General features: G+C 64.5%; 22 protein-coding genes. 9 read left to right on the forward strand and 13 right to left on the reverse strand.

Going from position 1 to position 23607, the window contains the following annotated elements; all coding sequences use genetic code 11:
* Positions 1 to 96 precede the first annotated feature (96 nt).
* Genes ACYHH6_RS03010 through exbB form a run of 3 tightly spaced genes read right to left on the reverse strand, consistent with a single transcriptional unit; the run spans position 97 to position 2465 of the window.
* Positions 97 to 1041, reverse strand: a complete 945-nt coding sequence (locus ACYHH6_RS03010; RefSeq protein WP_488500399.1) for an energy transducer TonB family protein — start codon at positions 1039 to 1041, stop codon at positions 97 to 99.
* On the reverse strand, positions 1038 to 1499 hold the full coding sequence (gene exbD, locus ACYHH6_RS03015) for a TonB system transport protein ExbD (RefSeq protein WP_352586536.1): 462 nt from the start codon (positions 1497 to 1499) through the stop codon (positions 1038 to 1040). Before exbD ends, ACYHH6_RS03010 begins: the two co-directional genes overlap by 4 nt.
* Before the next feature lie 6 nt (positions 1500 to 1505).
* The gene (gene exbB, locus ACYHH6_RS03020; RefSeq protein WP_352586535.1) at positions 1506 to 2465 is read right to left on the reverse strand and encodes a tonB-system energizer ExbB; all 960 of its coding nucleotides are present in this window, start codon (positions 2463 to 2465) and stop codon (positions 1506 to 1508) included.
* A 434-nt stretch (positions 2466 to 2899) separates the two neighbouring features.
* Between exbB and ACYHH6_RS03025 the strand changes: the two genes are divergently transcribed.
* Positions 2900 to 3574 (forward strand): cysteine hydrolase family protein, encoded by a 675-nt coding sequence (locus tag ACYHH6_RS03025; protein WP_352586534.1) that lies wholly within the window; start codon positions 2900 to 2902, stop codon positions 3572 to 3574.
* Between the two features lie 21 nt (positions 3575 to 3595).
* Here ACYHH6_RS03025 and ACYHH6_RS03030 read toward each other — a convergent pair whose 3' ends face one another.
* Positions 3596 to 4555 (reverse strand): LLM class flavin-dependent oxidoreductase, encoded by a 960-nt coding sequence (locus tag ACYHH6_RS03030; RefSeq protein ID WP_352586533.1) that lies wholly within the window; start codon positions 4553 to 4555, stop codon positions 3596 to 3598.
* A gap of 27 nt (positions 4556 to 4582) precedes the next feature.
* On the opposite strand from ACYHH6_RS03030, the gene ACYHH6_RS03035 reads away from it, so the two are divergent.
* Positions 4583 to 4804 carry a hypothetical protein gene (locus tag ACYHH6_RS03035; RefSeq protein ID WP_352586532.1) on the forward strand — a complete coding sequence of 74 codons (222 nt, stop codon included), beginning with the start codon at positions 4583 to 4585 and terminating at the stop codon, positions 4802 to 4804.
* A 5-nt stretch (positions 4805 to 4809) separates the two neighbouring features.
* Here ACYHH6_RS03035 and ACYHH6_RS03040 read toward each other — a convergent pair whose 3' ends face one another.
* A complete protein-coding gene (locus tag ACYHH6_RS03040) occupies positions 4810 to 4965 on the reverse strand; it encodes a hypothetical protein (RefSeq protein WP_112561314.1) in 156 nt (51 codons plus the stop codon).
* Between the two features lie 235 nt (positions 4966 to 5200).
* Between ACYHH6_RS03040 and ACYHH6_RS03045 the strand changes: the two genes are divergently transcribed.
* Positions 5201 to 5968 carry an SDR family NAD(P)-dependent oxidoreductase gene (locus ACYHH6_RS03045; RefSeq protein ID WP_352586531.1) on the forward strand — a complete coding sequence of 256 codons (768 nt, stop codon included), beginning with the start codon at positions 5201 to 5203 and terminating at the stop codon, positions 5966 to 5968.
* A gap of 233 nt (positions 5969 to 6201) precedes the next feature.
* Here ACYHH6_RS03045 and ACYHH6_RS03050 read toward each other — a convergent pair whose 3' ends face one another.
* The 8 genes from ACYHH6_RS03050 to ACYHH6_RS03085 all read right to left on the reverse strand — a co-directional run bounded on the left by ACYHH6_RS03050 (position 6202) and on the right by ACYHH6_RS03085 (position 15808).
* On the reverse strand, positions 6202 to 7146 hold the full coding sequence (locus ACYHH6_RS03050) for an ABC transporter permease (protein WP_352586530.1): 945 nt from the start codon (positions 7144 to 7146) through the stop codon (positions 6202 to 6204).
* Positions 7143 to 8198, reverse strand: a complete 1056-nt coding sequence (locus ACYHH6_RS03055) for an ABC transporter permease (protein WP_352586529.1) — start codon at positions 8196 to 8198, stop codon at positions 7143 to 7145. The genes ACYHH6_RS03050 and ACYHH6_RS03055 overlap by 4 nt, the downstream gene beginning before the upstream one ends.
* A 293-nt stretch (positions 8199 to 8491) precedes the next feature.
* Complete coding sequence (locus ACYHH6_RS03060) at positions 8492 to 10003, reverse strand: ABC transporter ATP-binding protein (protein WP_352586528.1); 1512 nt, start codon at positions 10001 to 10003, stop codon at positions 8492 to 8494.
* Between the two features lie 218 nt (positions 10004 to 10221).
* Entirely contained in the window at positions 10222 to 11247 is a 1026-nt protein-coding gene (locus ACYHH6_RS03065) for a BMP family protein (RefSeq protein ID WP_352586527.1), read from the reverse strand.
* 108 nt (positions 11248 to 11355) lie between these two features.
* Entirely contained in the window at positions 11356 to 12303 is a 948-nt protein-coding gene (locus ACYHH6_RS03070; RefSeq protein ID WP_352586526.1) for an ABC transporter permease, read from the reverse strand.
* 2 nt (positions 12304 to 12305) lie between these two features.
* Positions 12306 to 13277 (reverse strand): ABC transporter permease, encoded by a 972-nt coding sequence (locus ACYHH6_RS03075; RefSeq protein ID WP_352586525.1) that lies wholly within the window; start codon positions 13275 to 13277, stop codon positions 12306 to 12308.
* Position 13278: 1 nt separating this feature from the next.
* Positions 13279 to 14748, reverse strand: coding sequence for a sugar ABC transporter ATP-binding protein (locus ACYHH6_RS03080; RefSeq protein WP_352586524.1), 1470 nt, complete (start codon positions 14746 to 14748; stop codon positions 13279 to 13281).
* 46 nt (positions 14749 to 14794) lie between these two features.
* Positions 14795 to 15808, reverse strand: coding sequence for an ABC transporter substrate-binding protein (locus ACYHH6_RS03085; RefSeq protein WP_352586523.1), 1014 nt, complete (start codon positions 15806 to 15808; stop codon positions 14795 to 14797).
* 204 nt (positions 15809 to 16012) lie between these two features.
* On the opposite strand from ACYHH6_RS03085, the gene ACYHH6_RS03090 reads away from it, so the two are divergent.
* The 6 genes from ACYHH6_RS03090 (at position 16013) to ACYHH6_RS03115 (ending at position 23518) form a co-directional block, all read left to right on the forward strand.
* Entirely contained in the window at positions 16013 to 18445 is a 2433-nt protein-coding gene (locus ACYHH6_RS03090; protein WP_352586522.1) for a glucan 1,4-alpha-glucosidase, read from the forward strand.
* A gap of 31 nt (positions 18446 to 18476) precedes the next feature.
* Entirely contained in the window at positions 18477 to 19490 is a 1014-nt protein-coding gene (gene gnd, locus ACYHH6_RS03095; protein WP_142867296.1) for a phosphogluconate dehydrogenase (NAD(+)-dependent, decarboxylating), read from the forward strand.
* Between the two features lie 22 nt (positions 19491 to 19512).
* Positions 19513 to 20889: a glucose-6-phosphate dehydrogenase gene (gene zwf, locus ACYHH6_RS03100; protein WP_352586521.1), complete on the forward strand. Its 1377-nt coding sequence runs from the start codon at positions 19513 to 19515 to the stop codon at positions 20887 to 20889.
* 14 nt (positions 20890 to 20903) lie between these two features.
* Positions 20904 to 21608, forward strand: a complete 705-nt coding sequence (locus ACYHH6_RS03105) for an ROK family protein (protein WP_352586520.1) — start codon at positions 20904 to 20906, stop codon at positions 21606 to 21608.
* A 213-nt stretch (positions 21609 to 21821) separates the two neighbouring features.
* Positions 21822 to 22286 carry a Ros/MucR family transcriptional regulator gene (locus tag ACYHH6_RS03110; protein ID WP_352586519.1) on the forward strand — a complete coding sequence of 155 codons (465 nt, stop codon included), beginning with the start codon at positions 21822 to 21824 and terminating at the stop codon, positions 22284 to 22286.
* Between the two features lie 131 nt (positions 22287 to 22417).
* Entirely contained in the window at positions 22418 to 23518 is a 1101-nt protein-coding gene (locus ACYHH6_RS03115; RefSeq protein WP_352586518.1) for an aminotransferase class I/II-fold pyridoxal phosphate-dependent enzyme, read from the forward strand.
* Positions 23519 to 23607: the final 89 nt, after the last annotated feature.

Raw genomic sequence — 23607 nt, forward strand, 5'->3', positions numbered from 1 at the left:
CAAGAATGCCGAGAACGGGCTTGGCTTCTCGCCGCATGGCGCCGGGCGCAATTTTTCGCGCACCAACAAGGTCGGTACCGTTCGCTGGACTCCACTTTACCGCAGCGTGAACATCAAAGGCGCCACGACAGCCGTACCGACCTTCTCTGGCGGTGGTGCGGGCACCGTCGCACCCTGCAGAATGCTCAGCGCGGCTCGATCGAGGTCCGCGTCACCCGATGATCGTGTCAGCCGGACGGAGGTCACCTTGCCCGAAGCGCTGACGACGAAGGTCACATTTGCGGTACCCACGGCGCGCCGCGACCTTGCCGCGCTCGGGTAGCGCTTGTGCCGATTGATCCATCCGATCAGCTGTGAGTTCCATTTGCTTGCACTGACTGATGATCCACTCGATTGCGACGCCTTCGGCGCGGAAGCCTTCGCCGCCGCCTTCGCATCGACACTGGCGGTCACGACCGCTTTCGCCGGCGTGGCCTTTTCCTTCTTCTCTTTCTTCGGGGGCGGCTTGGGCTTTTCGACCGCCTTCTTCGCCTTCTCGACCGGCTTATCCTCCACCGGCTTGGCTTGCGGCAGCGGAATGACCACGTCCGGCGCAATGGCCGGGACAATGTCGGGTACGACCTCGTCGAGCGGCGGCTGGTCGGGTTGTTCGGCCGCGGCCGTCTCGACTGGTGCGGGCTCGTCGAGCTGGACCTCTTCAGCCTCCTCGGTGACCGGCTCCGGCTTTCCGACGTCCGGCTCCACGACAGGTTCTGCGTCGGCGACCGTCTCCTCGACCTGGTTCGTCGGCTCCGGCGTCACCACATCGGCTATCGCGTCGTCCGGCACTGCCGGTGCGACCATCATAGGCGACAGTTCGATCGCCACCGCCGGCGGCGGGCCGCCATCCATCTCGTTGGCCAGGCTGAAGCTCTGCACGGCATAGGCGATCGCGACATGCGCGCCGACAATGAGCACCGCTGCCATTGTCCACAGACCGATCTCGCGCGCGCCAGTGCGCGGCGGATCGGCCATGGGAACTGCAGCGGCCAGATGCATCATGGGGCGGGGCCTGGTTGCGACGGCGCGGCCGGTCCCGCCGGCACCGTTTCCAGCCCGACCAGCGCAATTTTCAGGTAGCCGGCGCCGCGCAACAAATTCATCACCTCCATCAGATCGCCATAGCCGACCGCCTTGTCGGCGCGCAGGAAGATGCGGGTCTGCTTGTCGCCCTTTGTCTTGCCGTCGAGCACGGCGGCAAAGGCCGCGCGCGGCACACTGTCATTGCCGATCGCCAGCGTCAGATCGTCCTTCAGCGTCAGGAACAGCGGCGTTTCCGGCCGCGGTGCTGGCGTCGCGGTCGAGCCCGGCAGATCGACATTGACGTCGACCGTCGCCAAAGGCGCCGCGACCATGAAGATGATCAGCAGCACCAGGATGACATCGATGAACGGCGTAACGTTGATCTCGTGGTTTTCCTCGAGATCGCCGTCGAAGGTCTCGCGAATTCTAGCCGCCATGGCCCATCACTCCGCCGCCAGCGCAGGCACTTGCGGCACCGTGCGGAAATCCAGATCGCGGCTGACCAGCCGTTCGACGCCGGCCGAGGCATCGGCAAGGATCTGCCGGTAGCCGGATATGGAGCGCGCAAAGACGTTGTAGATGACAACAGCGGGAATGGCCGCGACCAGGCCCATCGCGGTGGCCAGCAGCGCCTCGGCGATGCCGGGCGCGACGATGGCGAGGTTGGTGGTCTGCGCCTGCGAGATGCCGATGAAGGCGTTCATGATGCCCCAGACGGTGCCGAACAGGCCGACAAAGGGTGCCGTCGAGCCGATCGTTGCCAGCACGCCGGTGCCGCGCGACATGCGCCGCGCCGCCGCCGCCTCGATGCGCGACAGGCGCGACGTCACGCGTTCCTTCAGCCCGTCGCCGGTGACGTGGTCCAGCGCGCTGGCCGAAAGCGCTGCCTCTTGCTCGGCGGCCTGCACCAGGAGCGCGCCGGGGCCGCCGCTGTTGCCCAGCGCACGACTGGCCTGCAGCAAGGTGGCGGCATTGCCGATGGCGCGCGCGGCGCGCCGGGCGCCGAGCTTGCCGAACAGGATTTCCAGCGACTTGGCCAGCCACACCGTCCAGGTGACGAGGGAGGCGAATGCGAGCCCGATCATCACCGCTTTGACGATGATGTCGGCGGCCATGAACATGCCCCAGGGCGACAGATCGTGCGGCAGGGCCAGCGATATCGCCGAAGGCTCGGTCCGCGCGGTTGCACCGGGCTGGCCTGCAGGCTGCGGTGCGGTCGGCGCGACAGGTGCGGTGGGTGCCGCCTGTTCCATCGCCGCTGGCGGCGCGACTGCCGCCGGCTGGCCGGTTGCTGCCGGTTCCGTCGTCACTCGAGGTTGAATGGCCGGCTGCTCCTGCGCCGCAACGCTACCGGCCGACAGCATGACCGCGGCCAGCGCCGCCAACAAACCATTTCTGGACACGCTTCGTCCTCGCTTCATCATTGCACACGTAGCCGATCGGCTGGCCGCCGGCCGACGGCGCGCCAGCAGCTTGATCAGCGTCGAGTTGCCCGAGCCGGTGAAGTCCAGCCACGGATCTTGGCCTTTCTCAGGCGCGGCGAGCTCTTCTTGAAACCGGTTCCGGCAAGCCGTGTCCGTTTGACTATGAAACATGACTTTACTAGTCAACAAATAAGATGACTTTTTGAGACAACAATTTGTCGAGGCGTGTTGGCGTCGCATCGAAAAGCCGGAAGATGGAGGCAGCATCCTTGCCTCGGCCAGCCTCACCCTCGCGCCGGCTACGTCTATCGCCGCCTTCACGATCTCAGCACTTGGCGTCTTCGCACTAAGGGATGGACGGCGGCGCCGGTCCTGAGCCACGATGACGAGAGGCAAGCGGGAGGCATGCGGCGATGATCAAGGCGACACCGTTCGATTTCCCCTATGACGGCCGGCTGGTGCCGGCAAACACCGCGCTCGTCGTCATCGACCTGCAGGAGGACTTCCTGTCGCCGACAGGTTATTTTGCCAGGAAGGGTTATGACCCCGCCCCGCTGCGCGCCATCCTGCCGACGGTCAACCGGCTGATATCAACGGCACGCGCGGCCGGCCTCACCATCATCTACACCAGACAAGGCTATCGCTGCGACATGGCCGACATGACGCCTTATGAGCAATGGCGCCGCAAGCGGGCGGGCCTCGAAGGCACCGACGTGCTGCTGCGCTCGGGTTCTGGCTTTCAGATTGTCGCCGACATAGAGGTCGCGGCCGACGACATCATCGTCGACAAGACCTGCAACAGCGCCTTCACCTACACCGATTTCGAGCTTGTGCTGCGTGCACGAGGCATCACGCATCTGATGTTTTCCGGCTGCACGACCGATGTCTGCGTCCACACCACGCTGCGCGAGGCCTGCGACCGCAATTTCCAGTGCCTGACCATCGCCGACGCCTGCGCCAGCGGCGACCAGTACGCGCATGAGGCGGCGCTGCATATGGTGACGGTGGAGGACGGCGTTTTCGGCGCGCTGACCGATTCAAGCGCCGTCCTTAACGCGCTGGCGCGGCTGGTTGGTAAGGCAGGCTAGAAGCCTGCCTTGTGTTGCAGGTCACCGCGCTGCGTGTATGTCCGACCCTGCTCGCGACGCAAACGCGCCGGGCTGCGGCACTTCGGCCTCACGACGCGCTAGCGAGTTGCGCGTGAGCGCGATCGTCTCGCGGGCGATGCTGGCGATCTCCCGCGGCCTGTCGACGCCGACGATCATGAACTCGCTGATGCCGAGCGCCGCATAGGGTAGCAGCGACAAAGCGATCTGTGCTGGCGGTCCGGAGAGTTCCACCGCCTTATGGCCGGCAGTAGATACGTGGCCTTCTGAGCGGATACGAATCGGAAGCGCAAAACGCAGCTTGCCGGCGCGGCCATGCTCGGCGGCGGCGCTGCGCGCGCGCTCCATCAGCTGGCGGATCTCATCGAGCGAGCCGGGCGCCAGCTCAAAGACGTCGGCATGCCGTCCGGCGACCCGGAGCGCGGTGCCGGACTGGCCACCCATGCGGATGGTGATATCGGCGCCATGCGGCCCCTTGCGCGGCACGTAGCCACCCTTGATGCTGTAGAAGGCGCCTTCATGGTCGAAGGGCCTGTCGTTCGACCACAGCCGCTTCAGCAACACCAGATATTCGTCGATGCGCTGCCAGACCACCGTGTGGCCAACCGGACGCGTCTCGGCATCGTCGTCGTCCAGCGGCTCGCTCAGCATCCTCAGCGATAGCCGACCACCGCTCCTGGCGTCGAGCGCCGCCAGTTGCCTGGCCGCGACCGCGGGCGCGATTACGCCGGCCCAATGCGTCAGAACCACTTCCAGCGACGAGGTGCGGTCGAGCGCCTGGGCGGCAATGTCCATATTGGTCAACAGCCCGGCCTGATCGTCGACGACGATCTTCTGGAAGCCGGAATCCTCGATCAGCGACAGCTTTGTCGCCGTCTCGACGAAATCATAGAAGAAAGGAACGGCCGAACCGGCGTCGGCGGCCTGCGTTTTGCCGGGAACATGCGTGAACTCGATCGGCATTGCCATCTCCTCCATCACGTTGGATGCATGTCGCTCAAACGTGGCCTCCGGGTTTGGGGCAGCGACATGCAAAAAAAGCGGTCCGCGCCAAAGCGCATCCGCGTTCGGTTCATCAACTCCGGTTGCCTGAAGGCGCTAGAGCGTTTCGCCACGGCGAACCGCTCTATCTCTTTGTTTCTCGCAATTCCGGACGGAAAACCGCTTCACACTTTCCTGGAATTGCTTTGGGTCGCCACCCTTTCGGCCTGAACGGATCAGGGGATCAGGCCGAGCACAACTGCCCCGGTGAACGCGAACGCAAGGGCAAAGACGAGATAGGCGAAGGCGCCTGCATAGGCCGGGCGGAAAGCCTGGGCATTGGCCAGCCTCTGGCTGCTGCGATCCGTCTCGGCGTTCTGGATATAGGACATATCGACCTCCGTCTCGCCGGTTAATCTATAAAATCAGTAGACTTTGTCGATTGCTATTTTTTGGCAATACGCAGAACAATTTTCTCAATCCTCGATGTCAATTGGTCTGAGATTGCTGGGAGGCCACGATTCGAGGCAGGCGACCAGCCAGCTTGGCCAGCCTTCGCATCGGCGATAGCATCGCCATTCCCGAGCAAAAGCGGACGATTTCAAATCAGGGCATGGGGAACACAACATGGGTGCAAGACTGGCGGGCAAGGTCGCCATCATCTCGGGCGGCGCGACGGGTATGGGCGGGGCGGCGTCGGAACTGTTTGCGGCCGAAGGCGCCAAGGTGGCGATCATCGACCGCAATGGCGAGGCGGCGGCCGCAACCGCCGCGGCGATACGGGCGCGCGGGCATATAGCCGAGCATTTCGTCGCCGACGTCTCGGACGAGGCACAGGTCGAGGCGGCGGTGAAAGCGGCGATAGCCAAGCTTGGCCCCGCGACCGTGCTGTTCAACCATGCCGGAACCATCGTGATAAAGCCGTTCCTGGAAACGACGGTGCAGGAATGGGACTGGCTGCATGCCGTCAATGTACGCTCGATGTTCCTGATGACCCGCGCCGTGCTGCCCGGCATGATCGCGGCCGGCGGCGGCTCGATCGTCTGCACCTCGTCGATCTCGGCGGTGGCGGCCACACCGATGGAGGTGCTCTACGACACCACCAAAGGCGCCTGCCATATGTTTGCGCGCGCCATTGCGGTCGAGTTCCGCGACCGCAACATCCGCTGCAACGCCGTCTGCCCCGGCTTTATCAGGACACCGCACGGCCTGCGCGAGGTGGCCGATCTCGGCAAGCTCGGCGTCGACGTTTCGGATGCCGCGTTGGCCGCGCAGCAAGGCCGCATCGGCGAGCCGGAGGAAGTGGCCAAGGCCGCGCTGTATCTGGCTAGCGACGAGTCCAGCTTCGTCAACGGCACGCATCTGTTCGTGGACAACGGCTTTACCGCGATGTGAGTATCCCAGGCTTGGCGCCCTTCCTCTCCCCCGTCGATCGGGGGAGAGGTGTCGAGCGCAGCTCTACGGAGTGGGGTCGACCCTTGGCGCAGTGCAGGAAGATTCTTGCGCCTTGGTCCCCTTTCACTGTCCGTTGGCGACGGTTGCCTGCTGGTTCCCCCACTCCGTCGCTGCTTCGCAGCGCCACCTCTCCCCCCTGCGGAGGGAGAGGAAGGGCGCCAAGTCCTACTCGTCTACCGCTCCTCCCGTCGGAACGGCTTCAGCAGCGCTGACGGCGCCACCGCATTGCGCGACATCACCGCCATCGCCACGATGGTGAAGATGAAGGGCAGCATCAGGAACGCCTCGTAGGGGATATGCCCGAGGCCGCTCGCCTGCATGCGCAATTGCAGCGCATCGACGAAGGCGAACAGCAGCGCCGCGCCCGCCGAGCGCCACGGGTCCCAGCGGCCGAACACGACCAGCGCGATCGCCACCCAGCCGCGGCCGGAGACGACGCCGAAGGTGAAGGCGTTGAACTGCGCCATGGTGAGGAAGGCGCCAGCGAGCCCCATCAGCGCGCCGCCGAGGATGACCGCCTGGACGCGCGTGGCAATGACGCTGACGCCGGCGGAATCGGCAGCGCGCGGGTTTTCCCCGACCATGCGCACAGACAGGCCCCAGGGCGTGCGGTAGAGTATGAAGGCGGCGAGCGGGATGGCGATGATCGCCATGTAGACCAGCGCAAACTGGTTGAACACCGCCGGGCCCAGAACGGGAATGTCGGAGAGGATCGGGATCGGCAGGGTCTGAAAACCCTTGATGCTCGGCGGCACCGATTGCTGGCCGAAGATCAGCCGGTAGAGGAAATAGGCAAGACCCGACGAGAACAAGGTCACGCCGATGCCGCAGACATGCTGGCTGAGGCCGAGCGCCACGGTGAACAGTGCATGCAGCGCCCCCATCAGCGTGCCGGTCAATACAGCCGCCAGCACGCCGAGCCACAGACTGCCGCTGAGGCTGGCGGCGGTGAAGCCGGTCATCGCCGACAAGAGCATGATGCCTTCGATGCCAAGATTGAGCACGCCGGCGCGCTCGGAAAACATTTCGCCGAGCGTCGCGAAAGCCAGCGGCGTGGCGATACGGATGATGGCGGCGAGAAAACCGACCTGAAAAATCTGTTCGAACACCGCGCTCATGACGCCGCTCCTACGCGGCGGATGCGGTAGGCCGTGAACAGCAGCGCCACCAGCATGGCAAGCAGCGCGGTTCCCTGGATGACATCGCTGAGGAAGGCCGGAACGCCGGTGGCGCGCGACATCGCCTCGGCGCCGGTCATCACGGCGGCGAGGAAGATCGCCGCCGGCACGACGCCGAGCGGGTTGAGCCTGGCCAGCATGGCGACAACGATGCCGGAATAGCCATAGCCCGGCGAGATGTCGCTCATCACCTGGAAATGCACGCCGCCGACCTCGCCGACGCCGGCGAGCCCGGCCAGCGCGCCCGAAAGCAGCGCCGTCGAGATCAGCACCCGCTCGACATGGATGCCGCCATAGCGGGCGGCCTCCGGGCTTTCGCCTGTGACCCGGATGCGGAAGCCGAGCGTGGTGCGCACGATCAGGAACCAGACCAAGGGTGCCGCAATCAGCGCCGCGATGACGCCGAGATGCAGCCTTGTGCCTTCGAGCAGCACTGGGAAATTCGCCGAATCCTCGATCGGCGGCGAGATCGGATAGCCGCTGAAACTATCCTTCCACGGTCCCTCGATCAGCGCCATCAGCGCGTAGTAGATGACCGAGTTGAGCAGCAGCGAACTGACGACGTCATCGACCTTGAATTTCACTCGCAGGGTCGCTGGCACCAGCGCGACAGCGGCACCGGCAGCAGCGCCCGCCAGCGCCATCAACAGGATTGCGAGCGCCCCCGGCATCGGGATGGCGCCGACGAAGCAGCTGGCCACGGCGCCGGCCAGCAATTGGCCTTCCGCGCCAATGTTCCAGAATTTGGCCCGGAAGGCCACCGCGACCGCCAGCCCGGTGAAGATCATGGGTGCTGCGCGCACCAGCGTTTCGGTGATGGCATAGCTGTCGCCGAACGAGGCCGACAGCATCACGCCATACGCTTCCAGCACCCCGGCGCCGGCCAGAGCGATGAGCCCGCTGCAGAGCACAAGCGTGGCAGCGATGGCGATGATCGGCAGCGCCAGGTTGAACCAGGCGGGGGTCGAGGTGCGGGCCTCCAGGCGGAACATCAGCTACGGCCCTCCACCCTCAGCGCAGCTGTCCCACCGATGTATCCGGTGTTGGCGCCGCCCCGCATCCGTCTGCCGGCACCTTCTCCCCGTATAGGGACGGGGAGAAGGGGGCTGTTTGCGGCCTCGGCACTTTTCCTGCAACGCCGGCGATTGGCGAAAGCCGTGATGAGAGCGTCCCTCTCCCCGTCACTATACGGGGAGAGGATGCCGGCAGGCAGGTGAGGGGCAGCGCTGACGGCCAAAGCACTATGTTGTGGGCAATATCCGAGGAAGTCAGCCAACAGCATTGTTCAAGCGCTCCCCTCCGCCCCTGTCATCAGCAGTCCGAGCCGTGCGATCGTGGCGTCAGCGCTGTCGAGCGTCCCGGCGATGCGTCCCTCATACATCACCGCGATGCGGTCGCAGAGCACCAGCAGCTCCTCGAGATCCTCGCCGATGACGACGATGCCGCAGCCCTTGGCGCGCATGTCGAGGAACTTTTCGTGGATGAAGCGGGCGGCACCGATATCGAGGCCGCGCGTCGGCTGCGAGACGATCAGCACCTTGGGATCGAAGGCCAACTCGCGCGCCAGCAGCGCTTTCTGCAGATTGCCGCCCGACAGCGCGCCGGCGCGGATCATCGGCCCGGGGCACCTGATATCATAGGCCTTGATCTGCTCTTCAGCGAAGGCGCGGATCGCATCCGGCTTGAGCAGGCCCTTGCTGCTGAACGCCGCCGTGCCGATGCGCGGCAGCACCATGGAATCGGCGAGCGGCAGATTGGTCACCAGCCCGGTCGTCATGCGGTCTTCCGGAATGCGGCCGAGGCCGAGCGCCTGCACCTCGCGCGGCGAAAACCGCGTCACTGCTTTGCCGGCTATCGTCATCGCGCCGGCATCAGGCACCCGTGTGCCGGAAATCACTTCGGCCAGCGCCCGCTGACCATTGCCGGAGACGCCGGCTATGCCGAGGATCTCGCCGGCTCGCACCGACAGCGATATATCGCGCAGCGGCGTGCCCGCGTGCCTTGAGGTTGAAATGCCGTCGAGCGTCAGCACCGCCGCACCCGGCGTCGACGGCCCCCTCGCCGGCGGCACGATCTCGTGGCCGCACATCAGCTGCGCCATTTCCGCCGACGTCGTGTTGCCCGGATCGTCAACGCGGCCGGCGACGCGCCCATGCCGCAGCACGGTGCAGCGATGGGTAAGCGCCCGCACCTCGTTCAGCTTGTGCGAGATGAAAATGATGCCGAGGCCTTGCGCCGCCATCGAACGCAATGCCGAAAACAACCCGTCGACCTCGCTTGGCGCCAGCACCGCCGTCGGTTCGTCGAGGATCAAAAGCCTCGCACCGCGAAACAGCGCCTTGACGATTTCGAGCCGCTGCTGCTCGCCGACCGACAGCGCAGAGACCGGCAGATTGGGGTCCAGCGTCAGCCCATGCTGTCTGCTGATGTCAGACAACCGGGCAAGCCCGCCGGCACGATCGATGCGGCCGGATTTGCCTGATATGCCGATGAGCAGGTTTTCCAGAACCGTCAGCCGCGGCGCCAGATGAAAATGCTGATGCACCATGCCGATGCCGGCGGCCAGCGCATCGGCCGAACTGGTAATCCGCACCGGCTCGCCCTGGATGAGTATTTCGCCGGCATCCGGCGCATAGGCGCCGAACAGCACGTTCATCAGCGTCGTCTTGCCGGCGCCGTTTTCGCCTAGCAGCCCGAGGATTTCGCCGGGCGCGACGCTGAGGTCGACGGCCTCGTTCGCCTTGACGGCGCCGAAGCTCTTGGTGATGCCGCGCATTTCGATGAGAGGGGCGGACAAGGATGCTCCTGAATTGTGAGGGCGTGCCCGTCACACCCCCCTCTGGCCTACCGGCCATCTCCCCCTCAAGGGGGGAGATCGGATGTCACGCCGGCTTTCGCCAATTTTCCCGCCGGAAAATAGAAGCGCCAGCGTCGAAGCTCCCAATCTCCCCCCTTGAGGGGGAGATGCCCGGCAGGGCAGAGGGGGGTGCCCAGGCACCACCCTCCAACCAAACCTCAATCCGAGACCGGCGTATTCTCATCCACATCCACCCGGAAGTTGCCTTCCAGGATCTCGGCCTTCTTCTTCTCGACCAGGTCCTTCACGTCCGCCGGCAGCGTCTTGTCGAATTTGTGGTACGGCGCCAGGAACGACCCGCCCTTGGCCATGCGCGAGAAGTCGCCATAGTCCTGCGCGGTGAAGACGCCGGCCTTGACCAGTTTGATCGCCTGCTCGACCGTCGGGTACATGTCCCAGACCGGGCCGGTAATGACCGTGTCGGGGCCGAGGCTCGACTGGTCTGACATGTTGGAAATGGCGTAGATCTTCTTCTCCACCGCCGCCTCGATGACGCCGAAGCGCTCGGCGTAGATGACGTCGACGCCGGCGTCGATCTGGGCGACCGCCGCTTCCTTGGCCTTGGGCGGGTCGAAGAAGGAACCGATGAAGGCGACCTTCTTCTTGATGTTCGGGTTGACCTCCTTGGCGCCGGCAAAGAAGGCGTTGACCAGCCGGTTCACCTCCGGAATGCCCATCGCCGCGACGGCGCCGACCGTGCCCGACTTGGACATCTTGCCGGCGATGATGCCGGAGAGATAGGCCGGCTCGTGGATCCAGTTGTCGAAGACGCCGAAATTGGGTTCGGCCGGGCCGGCGCCCGAGCCGAACAGGAAGGCAGTCTTCGGGAACTGCTTTGCCGTGCGGCGCGATTCGCGCTCGGCGGCGAAGGCATCGCCCAGCACCAGCTGGTAGCCGCCTTGCGCATATTCGCGCATGACGCGGCTGAAATCGGCGGTCTGCACCTTTTCCGACCATTTGTATTCGATGCCGAGTTCCTTCTCGGCCTTCTGCAAGGCGACGTGGATCTGGTTGTCCCACGGCTCCTCGATCGGCGTGGCGAAGATCGCCGCCACCTTGAGCTTCTTGTCCTTGGCGAAGGCGACGCCCGGCAGCATGGCCGCGGCCAGGCCGAGTGCGCCGAGTTCCAGCACGTCGCGCCGCGACAGGCCGGTCGATTGCGATTTGTTTTTCCGGTTTTCCATCAAGTGCCCCTCTGTTTGACAGCCGTGTCGAGCCGGCTGTTCTGAAATCAGACACGGAACTATGGAACGGGTGCGGACTTTTGTCCACATGGTCAAATTTGGCGCGATTTATCGCAAGGCCTTCTCGCCACCGGCCACAGTGATGACACCGACGATGATCAGCCCGGTCAGCAACAGCCGAACGCCGGCGCTGACGCCGAATGTGTTGAGCATGGTCAACAGCAGCACCAGGAACAAAGCCGCGCCCCAGACGCCTGGAACATTGGCCTTGCCACCGGCGACAGAAGTGCCGCCGATGACGACGACGGCAATCGAGGCCAGCAGGTACTCATTGCCGATATCGACATTGGCGCCGCGGAAATAGCCGGCAAGCAGCGCGCCGTCGATGCCGCCGAGCGCGCCCGACAGCGTGTAGGTGAGAAACCGGGTGCGGCCGACATTGACGCCGGCCAGCCACGCGGCGCGAATGTTCTGGCCGATCGCCAGCACCGAGCGGCCATAGATCATGCGCTGCAAAGCGATGGCAGCAGCAATGGTGAACAGCACGGTCAGGATCGCCAGCACCGGAATGCCAAGGACCTGCCAGTTGGCGAAATCGGCAAAGCCTGGCGGCGGCTTGATCTGCAGGCCGCGCCCGTAGCTGATATCGATCGACTGGATGATGAAGCTCGCCGACAGCGTGGCGATGATCGGCGGAATCCTCAGCGCCCAGATCAGCAGATAGTTGACGGCGCCGATGGCAGCGCCGCAGGCGAGCGCGGCAATCAAGCCCACAACGATCATGGAATCGCTGCCATCCATCACCTTCATGGCGACGGCGCTGGCGAGCCCGATATTGGCCGGCAGCGACAGGTCGACATTGCCGGGGCCAAGCGTGATGACGAACATCTGGCCGACGCCGACGATGACGGTGAAGACGGCCAGCGACAGTGCTGCCGTGACCATGCCACCGCCGCCGTAGCCGCCGGTGAAGGAGATGGTCGCCAGCCAGACCAGCAACGCGCCGAGGAAGGACCAGATCCAGGGTTTGGTGGCCAGCGATTTTACCGGCGTCATCGCTACCTCTCCCTGCGGCTGATCAGCACCCGAGCGGCCAGCACGATGATCAGGATGGCGCCGTTGGCGGCGACCTGCCAGTCCGGCGGGATGTGCATGAAGGTGAGCAGCGGCGATGCGGCCAGCGCCAGCGTCAGCGCGCCGAGCACGGCGCCGATCGGCGACACCCGGCCGCCGACGAATTCACCACCGCCGAGAATGACGCCGGCAATCGCCAGCAGCGTGTAGCCATTGCCGATATTGGCATCGGCCGAAGTGGTGATGCCGATCAGCGCCATGCCGGACAAAACGCCGAACAGCCCGGTCAGCGTAAACAGCACGATCTTGGTGCGCAGCAGCGACCAGCCGGCGCGCCGCAGCGCCGCCGGATTGCCGCCCGAGCCGCGCAGGATGACGCCATAGGAGGTGCGCATCAGGCCGAAATGCACCACCGCCGCGATCACCAGCGCGGCGATGATCGGAAATGGAATGAAGGGCGGCTTGAACGACATCAGCGCCAGCAGCCAGTCCGGCGCCTTGCCGCCCGGCTTGGGCAGGACCAGGATGGCCAAGCCCTGCCAGACGAAGCTCATGCCCAGCGTCACCACAATCGACGGCAGGTTGCGCAGATGGATCAGCGCACCGAGCAGCGCATAGACGCCTATGGCCCCGATGAGCACAATCACACCAAGCAGCGGCGCATCCTTCAGCCATGTCGCGGTGACGCAGCCGACGAAACCGACAAAGGTGCCGATCGACAGGTCAAGCTCATTGCCTGATATGACGAACATCTGCGCGATCGTCGCCAGCGCGATCGGGATCGCCAGATTGAGCATCAGGCTAAAGCCGAAATAGCTGATGGCGCGGGGGTTGAGCCAGGCAATGGCGATGAGCACCAGCGACAGCGACAGCGCCGGCAACAGGCTGCGCAGCAGTCGGGCCCGTGCGGCACTGCTTCGCGGCGAGGAAGTTGTGCCGGGAGCGATAGCCGTCATCTCAGGCCGCATCGCCGAATGAGGACTGGATGATCTTTTCCTCCGTCAGTTCGTCGCGCGTCAGATTGGCGACGATGCGGCCATTCTTGAAGACATGGATATGGTCGCAATTGTCGAGCTCTTCGGTCTCGGTGGTGTACCAAAGGAAGGTTCTGCCCTTGGCCGCCTCCTCGCGCACGAGGTCGTAGACCTCGAGCTTGGTGCCGATGTCGACGCCGCGCATCGGGTCGTCCATCAGCACGATCTGCGCATCGGAACCCAGTGCGCGGGCAAACAGCGCCTTCTGCTGGTTGCCGCCCGACAGCGAAAAGATGTTGTTGGTCATGTCGGGCGTCCGGATGCCGATTTTCTGCTTCCAGAATTCGGCAAGCTCGGCCTCGCGCTGCGGCGAGATCAGCAACCCGTTGCGCAGTCGTGCCAGCGAGCGGATGCCGATATTTTCCGCAATCGACCATTGCGGAAAAATGCCGTCCGACTGGCGGTCACCGGCCACCAGCGCCACCGGCGCGGTCACCTCGATGCCGGTCTTTCTGCGCGTAGCGGCGGCGAAGATCGCCAGCAACAGATCCGTCTGGCCATGGCCGGCAAGCCCGGCAAGGCCGATGATTTCGCCGGCGCGAGCGACAAGCTCCCTGCCGTCCTCTTGCCGGGCAGGCCGCGCCCGCACCCTGATGGGGCTGTCCGCCGGCCTGGCGGCGGCAATCTCTGCAGCTATTTTCTCGCGCGCTTCCGCACCGCCCATCGTCGCCACCAGCCGGTCGCGGTCGAACGCCTTTGCGGCGTCCGTGGCAACGACCTTGCCATCACGCATCACCACGATGCGATCGGCATTCTGCAGCACCTCGCCCAAGACATGCGAGATCAGGATGCAGCTGCCGCCGGCGGCGACGAATCGGCGCACGAAGGCTAGCAGTTGGCCGGCCGTGTGTGCGTCGAGCGAAGAGGTCGGTTCGTCGAGAATGACCAGGTCGAGCGGATCGCGCGTCACCGTGAAGGCGCGCGCCACCTCGACCATCTGCCGTCGGCCGATCGACAGGTCGCCGGCAATGTCGTCGGCCGAGATGCCGTGATCCGGGAAAATTTCGCCGAGCTTGGCGGCAATAAGATTAGCGGCTTTGCGCCGCCAACCGAGGCCGGTCAGCGCTGGATGATTGATGCGCGTATTCTCGGCGATGCTGAGGTTCGGGCACAGCGACAGTTCCTGGAACACGCAGCGTATGCCGAGCGTTAGCGCGCGCGCCACCGAGTAGTCGATTTCCACATTGCCGCGCACCGCGATCTGACCGCCGTCCGGCCGCAGCGTGCCGGCCACCATATGCATCAGCGTCGACTTGCCGGCGCCGTTATGGCCGACCAGCCCGACGCATTCGCCGGCGCCGACATGAAAGTCGACGCCGTCAAGGGCACGAACGGCGCCGAAATGTTTTTCGGCGCCGTTCAGCCTGATGATGTCGGTATTCGCCTTGAGCATGCTCAACGATATCCGGTTGGCAATGCGGACGGCAACCGGACTTGCATCACTTGATGTTGGCTTTGATCGCCGCGATGGCTTCTTCCTGCGTGTATTCGTGGGTGGCGACGCCACCCTCCTTGATCTTCGGCAGCGCGGCCTCAAAATCGTCTTGGGTGAAGGCCAGATACGGCACCAGGAGATCGTGCGGAATATCCTTGCGGCCGTCGAGCACCTGCTGCGCCACCCAGAAGGCGAGCGTCGACACACCTGGTGCGATCGAAGCCGACCAGGTCTTGTAGCCGTCCTTCTCCTTCTGCTCCTTCCACCATTTCAGCTCGTCCTGCCGATTGCCCATGATGATGGTCGGGCGCGGCTTGCCGGCGGCGGCGAAGGCTTGCGCGGCGCCATAGCCGTCACCGCCCTGGTCGACGATGCCGACGACATCCGGCAGCGACGGCAGGATCGTCGCGACCGCCTTCTGCGCCGTCGTCTGGTCCCAGTCGCCGGTCACCGAGCCGACGATCTTGAATTCGGGATGCGCGGCGACGCCTTCGAGGATGCCGGCATGGATGGCGTCGTCGATCGAAGTGCCGGCAAGGCCGCGTATTTCAAGCAGATTGCCGCCCTTGGGCTGGAACTTGGCCATCTGCTCGACTTCCTGCTTGCCCATATCCTTGAAGTCGACGACGACGCGATAGGCGCAAGGTTCGGTGACGATGCCATCGAAAGAGACGACGACGATGCCGGCGTCGCATGCCTGCTTGATGGCGCCGTTCAGCGCATCCGGCGAGGCTGCGTTGATGACGATGGCGTCGTAGCCCTGCAGGATCAGGTTCTGCACCTGCGCTGCCTGGGTCGGCACTTCCTTGTCGGCGGTGGTGAAGATGTCGGCGGCGCCAACGATCTTGTCCTCGACCGCCTTCTTGGTGACGATGCCGTAGCTGTCGAGCATCGCCTGGCGCCACGAATTGCCGGCGTAATTGTTGGAGAAGGCGATCTTCTTGCCGCTGGTGTCGGCCAGCGCCGTGCCCGAGGCGAGCATTGCCGCAAGCGCGCTCAGGACGAGCAGTTTCTTCATGTCATTATCCTCCCATGGATTGTCGGCTCCGCCGACTGTTGCTGATGATTTTGGCGTTGGCTGCCTGTTTTTTATCTATTGTCAGACAAATGCAGATGCGCCCGCTTGTCAACTGCGATCGGCCCCGCTTTGGCGATCAACTTCAGGTGCGATGATTGAAAAGCCTTCATGTGCTGGTCTAGGGAAGGGTCCAGGAGACCATGCATGGCAGCGACGCCGCCGACCCTAGCCCCCAGTGCATCCGAAAAAATGGGCGCGCCCGGAATTCCGGCGCGCTGGACGTCGAGCGCCAAGAGCGGCGTTGGCGCAGCGCTGTCGCCGGCGAGCCGCATCTGGTTCACGCTCAGCCACGGCATCGTCAACGAGGTCTATTATCCCGGCCTCGACAGCGCCTGCACGCGCGACATGGGGCTGCTGGTCACCGGCCCCGGCGGCTGGTTCTCCGAGGAGAAGCGCGACGCCACCCACGTCATCGCGCCGTTCGAGGACGGCGTGCCGGCATACCGGCTGGTCAACACCACCCTCCGTTACCGGATCGAGAAGCGCATCCTGGCCGATCCGGCGCGCCCCGCGCTGTTGCAGGAGACCAGCTTCACGCCGCTCGAGGGCAATGCCGCCGACTACCGCGTCTACGCCCTGCTGGCGCCGCATCTGGTCAATGCCGGCATGGGCAACACCGCATGGGTCGGCGAGCACAAGGGCAAGCCGATGCTGTTCGCCTCCGGGCGCGGCACCTGCCTGGCGCTCGCCTCGTCGCTGCCCTGGGGCGACTGCTCGGCCGGCTATGTCGGCTTTTCCGACGGCTGGCAGCAGCTCAGCCGTGAGGGCCGGCTCGGCCTATCCGGCCAAATAGCCGAGGACGGCAATGTCGCGCTGACCGGCGAGATCGGTTTTTCCTCAGGCAACAACACGGCCCTGCTGGCGCTCGGCTTCGGTTCGACGCCAGACGAAGCCGCCGAAAACGCCACCGCCAGCCTGAAGCGCGGGTTTGAGCCGGCGGCAAAGGCCTATGTCGCGAAATGGCAGAAATGGCAGGCGGGGCTGCTGCCGCTCGACCACCATGATGCATCCGGCCTCAACACCTACCGCGTCAGCACAGCGGTGCTGGCGACGCACCTGTCGCTGGCCAGGCCAGGTGCTGCCGTCGCCAGCCTGTCGATCCCGTGGGGCTTCAGCAAGGGCGACGACGACCTCGGCGGCTATCACCTGGTCTGGCCGCGTGACCTCGTTGAAACCGCGGGCGGCTTCCTCGCCGCCGGCGACCCCGCGCAGGCGTTGCAGATCCTTACCTATCTCCGCTCGATCCAGCAGCCGGACGGCCACTGGCCGCAGAATGTGTGGCTTGACGGATCGCCCTATTGGCCGGGCATCCAGATGGACGAATGTGCCTTCCCGCTGCTGCTGGCCGATGCGCTGCACCGTGCCGGACATCTGCCGCGCGCCAAACGCGCTGCTTTCATGCTGATGATCGAGAAGGCGGCGTCCTATGTCGTGCGCAACGGCCCCGTTACCGGGCAGGACCGCTGGGAAGAGGATGCCGGCTACAGTCCGTTCACGCTTGCCGTCGAGATATCGGCGCTGCTTGGCGCCGCCGATCTGTTCGAAGCCTCGGGTATGGCGGAGCCGGCTAACTATTTGCGCGAGGTCGCCGACTGCTGGAACGACCAGATTGAGCGCTGGACTTATGTCAGCGACACGCCGGAGTGCCGGCAAGCCGGCGTCGACGGCTATTACGTCCGCATCGCGCCGGCCGATGATGCCGGCGCGGCTTCGCCGAAGGACGGCTTCGTGCCGATCAAGAACCGTCCGCCGGGAGATACCGACAAGCCGGCCGAGGCGATTGTCAGCCCGGACGCACTGGCGCTGGTCCGTTTCGGCCTCAGGGCCGCGGACGATCCGCGCATCGTCGACACGGTCAAGATCATTGACGCGCAATTGCGCTGCGACCTGCCGCAAGGACCTCTCTGGTATCGCTACACCAGCGACGGCTATGGCGAACACGCCGACGGCGCGCCCTTCGATGGCACCGGCGAGGGCCGCCCTTGGCCGCTGCTCGCCGGCGAACGCGCCCACTACGAATTGGCCGCCGGAAACAAGGACAAAGCGGCAAGCCTGCTCAAGACATTCGAGGCGTCCGCCGGGCAAGGCGGCCTGCTGCCGGAACAGGTCTGGGACGGCGCCGATTTGCCGGAACGCGAATTATGGTTGGGCAAGCCATCGGGCAGCGCCATGCCGCTGGTCTGGGCACATTCGGAGCACATCAAGCTCTTGCGTTCGCTGCGCGACGGCGCCGTCTTCGACATGCCGCCGCAAGGCGTCAAGCGCTACATCGAGGACAAGACCGGCTCGCCGCTGAGGATATGGCGCTTCAGCAACAAGCTGCGCACCATGGATGCCGGCAAGACGCTGCGTGTAGAATTGCTGCAGCCGGCGGTGATCCGCTGGAGCAGCGACCGTTGGCAGACCATCCACGAAATCGAGACCGCCGAAAACGCTCTGGGCGTTCATCTGGCTGACTTGCCCGTGGCCGATATTCCGCCGGGTAACACCATCGTCTTCACTTTTTTCTGGCCCGACGGCGACCGTTGGGAGAATGTCGACTTCACCGTCGGCATTGAAGAACTAACTCGCCAGTAATTTTCTTTCCTCCAGCGACTAGGACAACACCATGCAGATCGGAATGATGGGACTGGGCAGGATGGGCGCCAACATGGTGCGCCGCCTGATGCGCGACGGCCATGAATGCGTCGTCTACGACATCAACCCGGCAAGCGTTGCCGCCCTGGTCGCCGACGGCGCCATCGGCGCCGCCTCGATGGAGGAGTTCGTCGGCAAGCTGTCGAAGCCGCGCAGCGCCTGGCTGATGCTGCCGGCGGCGATCACCGGCAAGATCGCCGACCAGGTGGCAGCATTGATGGAGCCCGGCGACATCATCATCGACGGCGGCAACTCCTACTACCACGACGCGGTCGACCAGGCCGCCGAGCTTGCGGCCAAGGGCCTGCACTATGTCGATGTCGGCACCAGCGGCGGCGTCTGGGGCCTGGAGCGCGGTTATTGCCTGATGATCGGCGGCCCCGACGTGGCGGTCAAACATCTGGATCCGATCTTCGCCACGCTGGCGCCCGGCGCCGATGCCGGCGCCACGCCCGACAAGGCGGGCGGAACCGCGCCGTTCGGCTATCTGCATTGCGGACCGAGCGGCGCCGGTCATTTCGTCAAGATGATCCACAACGGCATCGAATATGGCGTCATGGCCGCCTACGCCGAAGGCATGAATATCCTGAAATCGGCCAATGCCGGCAAAAGGCAGCGCACCGCGGATGCCGAGACCAGCCCGCTGGAAAACCCGCAATACTACCAGTTCGACATCGACCTGCCGCAGGTTGCCGAAGTCTGGCGCCATGGCAGCGTAATCGGCTCCTGGCTGCTCGACCTCACCGCCGGCGCGCTGAAGAGCGACCCGGGGCTGGCCCAGTTCGGCGGCCGCGTCTCGGATTCCGGCGAGGGACGCTGGACACTGAAGGCGGCGATCGACACGGGTGTGCCGGCGCCGGTGCTGTCCTCGGCGCTGTTCGACCGCTTCTCCTCGCAAGGCGAATCCGAATTCTCCGACAAGCTTTTGTCGGCCATGCGCTATGCCTTCGGCGGCCATGTCGAGAAGCCGAAGGCCGGCAAGTGAAGCCGACAGGGGAGACGAACGCATGAGCCAGGACCGGTCCGACACGCTGGTGCTCTTCGGGGCCACCGGCGACCTCGCCCACAAGAAGATATTTCCCGCCCTTTACCAGATGGTCGCCAAGGGGACGCTGACCGAGCCGGTGATCGGCGTCGCCTTCGACGCCTGGGACATCAAGCAGCTGCAGGCACGCGCCCGCGACGGCATCGTCAACGCGCTCGGCAAGATCGACGAAAAGATCTTCGCCAAATTCGCCAATTTGCTGCGCTATGTCAGCGGCGACTACCGGGACGGCGCGACCTTCGCAAAGCTGAAGACCGCGCTCGGCTCGGCGCAGCGGCCGCTGCACTACATGGCGGTGCCGCCAACCATGTTCGAGACGGTGGTTCAGGGGCTGGAACAGTCCGGTACCGCCCATGGCGCGCGTCTGATGGTGGAAAAGCCGTTCGGCCACGATCTGCAATCGGCACGCTGGCTGAACCGGGTGTTGCATCTGGTGTTTGACGAGCAGTCGATCTTCCGCATCGACCATTATCTCGGCAAGGAAGCGATCCAGAACCTGCTCTATTTCCGTTTCGCCAATGCCTTCCTCGAACCGATCTGGAACCGCAACTTCGTCGAAAGCGTGCAGATCACCATGGCCGAGGATTTCGGCATCGACGGCCGCGGCAAATTCTACGACGATGTCGGCGCCATCCGCGACGTGATCGAAAACCATCTGCTCAACATCCTTTTGCTGCTCGCCATGGAGCCGCCGGTTGGCCGCTCCGCCGACGATCTGATCGACGAGAAGGTGCAGGTGCTGCGCGCCATCCGCACGCTGACCAAGGACGACGTCGTGCGCGGCCAGTTCACGGGCTATCTCACTGAGCCCGGTGTGAAGCCGAACTCGCCGGTCGAGACCTTTGCCGCGGTGCGCTTCATGGTCGACACATGGCGCTGGCGGGACGTCCCGTTCTTCATCCGCACCGGCAAAAACATGCCGGTGCATGTGACCGAGGTGATCGTGCGGCTGAAGCGGCCGCCGCTCGACGTTTTCGACCCGATCAAGCCTGGTGACGCCAATTATGTCCGCTTCCGCATCGACCCCCAGGTGGCGATCTCGATCGGGGCGCAGCGCAAGGCGGCCGGCGACGACATGGTCGGCGAGCAGGTCGAACTCACCGCGCTTGACGACTCGAAGAGCGACATGCCGCCCTATGAGCGGCTGATCGGCGACGCCATGAACGGCAATGGTCAGCTGTTCACCCGTCAGGACGCCAGCGAACTCGCCTGGCGCATCGTCGGCCCGGTGCTTGGCGACACCACGCCGCCGCATATCTACGAGCCCAAGACCTGGGGCCCGGCCGAGGCGATGGCCAACTTCGGGCCGCCCAACGGTTGGATCAATCCGGCCAAGTGAGCGGAGGAGACGATATGGCCAAGGCAGCCAAGCGCGCCACGACCGGGCCTGAACAGATCGTCTTGGCGGTCGATGTCGGCGGCTCGCACGTCAAGATCCTGACCAGCGCCGGCGGCAAGGAGCGGCGCGCCGATTCCGGTCTCGGGCTTACGCCGCAGCAGATGATCGCTACGGTCAAGACGTTGGCCGAAGGGCTGGCCTATGATGTCATCTCGATCGGCTATCCCGGCCCGGTGAGGGAGAACAAGCCTTCGCTCGACCCTGCCAATCTCGGCACGGGCTGGGACGGCTATGATTTCACCGCCGCCTTCGGCAAGCCGGTCAAGGTCGTCAACGATGCGCTGATGCAGGCCATTGGCAGCTATGAGGGCGGGCGCATGCTGTTTCTCGGCCTCGGCACTGGCCTCGGTGCGGCGATGATCCTCGACAATGTCGGCCAGCCGATGGAACTGGCGCATCTGCCCTACCGCAAGGGTCGCAGTTTCGAGGACTATATCGGCGAGCGCGGCCTGGAGAAATTCGGCAAGAAGAAATGGCGCAAATACGTCTTCGACGTCGTCGAGCGGCTGCGTGCGGCCCTGCAGCCGGACTACATCGTCATCGGCGGCGGCAATGTCGACAGACTGGATGAATTGCCCGCCAAATCCAGGCGCGGCGACAATACGCGCGCCTTCGAGGGCGGCTTTCGACTATGGCGCGACCGGGCGCTGATCGTCTGATAGTATTGAGATTCAGTATAGTTGTTCAAAATAACGTGTGACGCGACACGAAGTCATTGCGTTACGCAGATTTGGCGATTAGAGCGGTTGCACCGGATGGAATCATCTGGCGCAACCGTACAAATGCGGCAAGACAAATGACTAGAGCGGATTTCCGGCTCCGCAGGGACAGCTCCGGAAGTTTCCGCCACCCCCTAGCGACGGAGAGATAAATTGGCCGACGACAGCAACGACTCTGACAAGGACATCGACCTGCTCGAACTAACCGCCCATATCGTGTCCGCTTACGTCGAGAAGAACCGCTTGCCCGTTGCCGGCCTGAGCGATCTCATCGCCAGCGTTGCGGCGTCGATCGGCGGGCTCAGCCAGCCGCCGGCTCCGGTAGCGCCGCCGCAAATCCCGGCCGTCAATCCCAAGCGGTCGGTGACGGCGGACTACATCATCTGCCTCGAAGACGGCAAGAAGTTCAAATCGCTGAAGCGCCATCTCGGCGTTCATTTCAACCTGACGCCGGAAGCCTACCGCACCAAATGGGGCCTGCCGGCCGACTATCCGATGGTTGCCCCCAACTATGCGGCGTCGCGCTCCGAACTGGCCAAGTCGATCGGCCTCGGCCGCAAGGCCGCCGCGCCCGCGCCGGCCAAGGCGAAGGGTCGCAAAGCCAAAGTTCCGGCCTGAACATCAGCAGCTCGGCGCTGAGCCAACAGTTTGGACGACTGGAACAGAAGCCTGCCGGCGAATGAGCCTTGGCAGGCTTCGTGCTTTTATGGCTTGTACCTCTGAAATGTCAGGACTTTGGGGGAGCGGCCATGAACTACGCCAGAATGGTGATCGAGAAAGAGGCGCCGGAGGAATACGGTTACGACCGAATCCGCTACAACCTCTCCGAAAGCTCGATCGCCGACCAGAAACTCTCCGACATCGGCCTGTCGCTGCCTGACCTGACCCTGTTCTATGGCGAGCATCGTGGTGACAAGGAGCTGCGGGCGCTGATCGCGGCCCAGGACAAAGGCATCTCCGCTGACGATGTACTGGTCACGGCCGGTGCGGCCGGCGCGCTGTTCATCATCTCGACCTCGCTTTTGTCCGAGCGCGACCACCTCGTCGTCGTCCGGCCGAACTACGCCACCAACATCGAGACCCCCAAGGCGATCGGCTGCGCCATCTCCTATGTCGACCTCGACTTCGACAGAGGTTTTGCCATCAATGTCGGCCGCGTCGCGGCCCAGCTGCAACCGAACACCAGGCTGATCAGCGTCACCTGCCCGCACAACCCGACCGGTACCATGATGGGCCGGGCCGATCTCGATGCGCTGATTACGCTCGCCGAAGCGAGCGGCTGCCATCTGCTGGTCGACGAGACCTATCGCGACCTCTCCTACGGACACCGCCTGCCGGCGGCGGCCTCTCTCAGCCCCAAGGCGATCAGTGTCTCGTCACTGTCGAAAGCCTTCGGCATTCCCGGCATTCGCATCGGCTGGCTGATCACCAGGGATGGCGAGCTGCAGGAGCGCTTCCTCGCCGCCAAGGAGCAGATCGGCATTTGCGGCAGCGTCATCGACGAAGGCATTGCGCGCGGCATGCTGGAGCGCCGCGACGCCTTCCTGGCGGCGCTGTTGCCGGACATGGCAAGGCGCCGCGACATCGTCCAGGCCTGGATCGACCGTGAGCCTCTGGTCGACTGGGTGCGGCCGCAAGGCGGCGTCGTCGGCTTTCCCAGGCTGAATGTCGACGCGAGCTTCGACCTCGACCGCTTCTATGTCAATTTGCTGGAAAGCCACGGCACCTATGTCGGCCCCGGCCACTGGTTCGACATGCCGAAGCGGTTTTTCCGCATCGGCTTCGGCTGGCCGAAGGAGGCCGAGTTGCGCGGCGGTCTGGATGCCATCTCCGCCGCACTGAGGCAGTAACTTCACCGTGCAATCGGGCGGGATTGGACGAAAAACTCTTGATCCAGGCCGGATTATAACGCATACGCGCCCCGAACTTTGATACGTCT

It is taken from the genome of Mesorhizobium sp. P171375 (assembly GCF_057786075.1).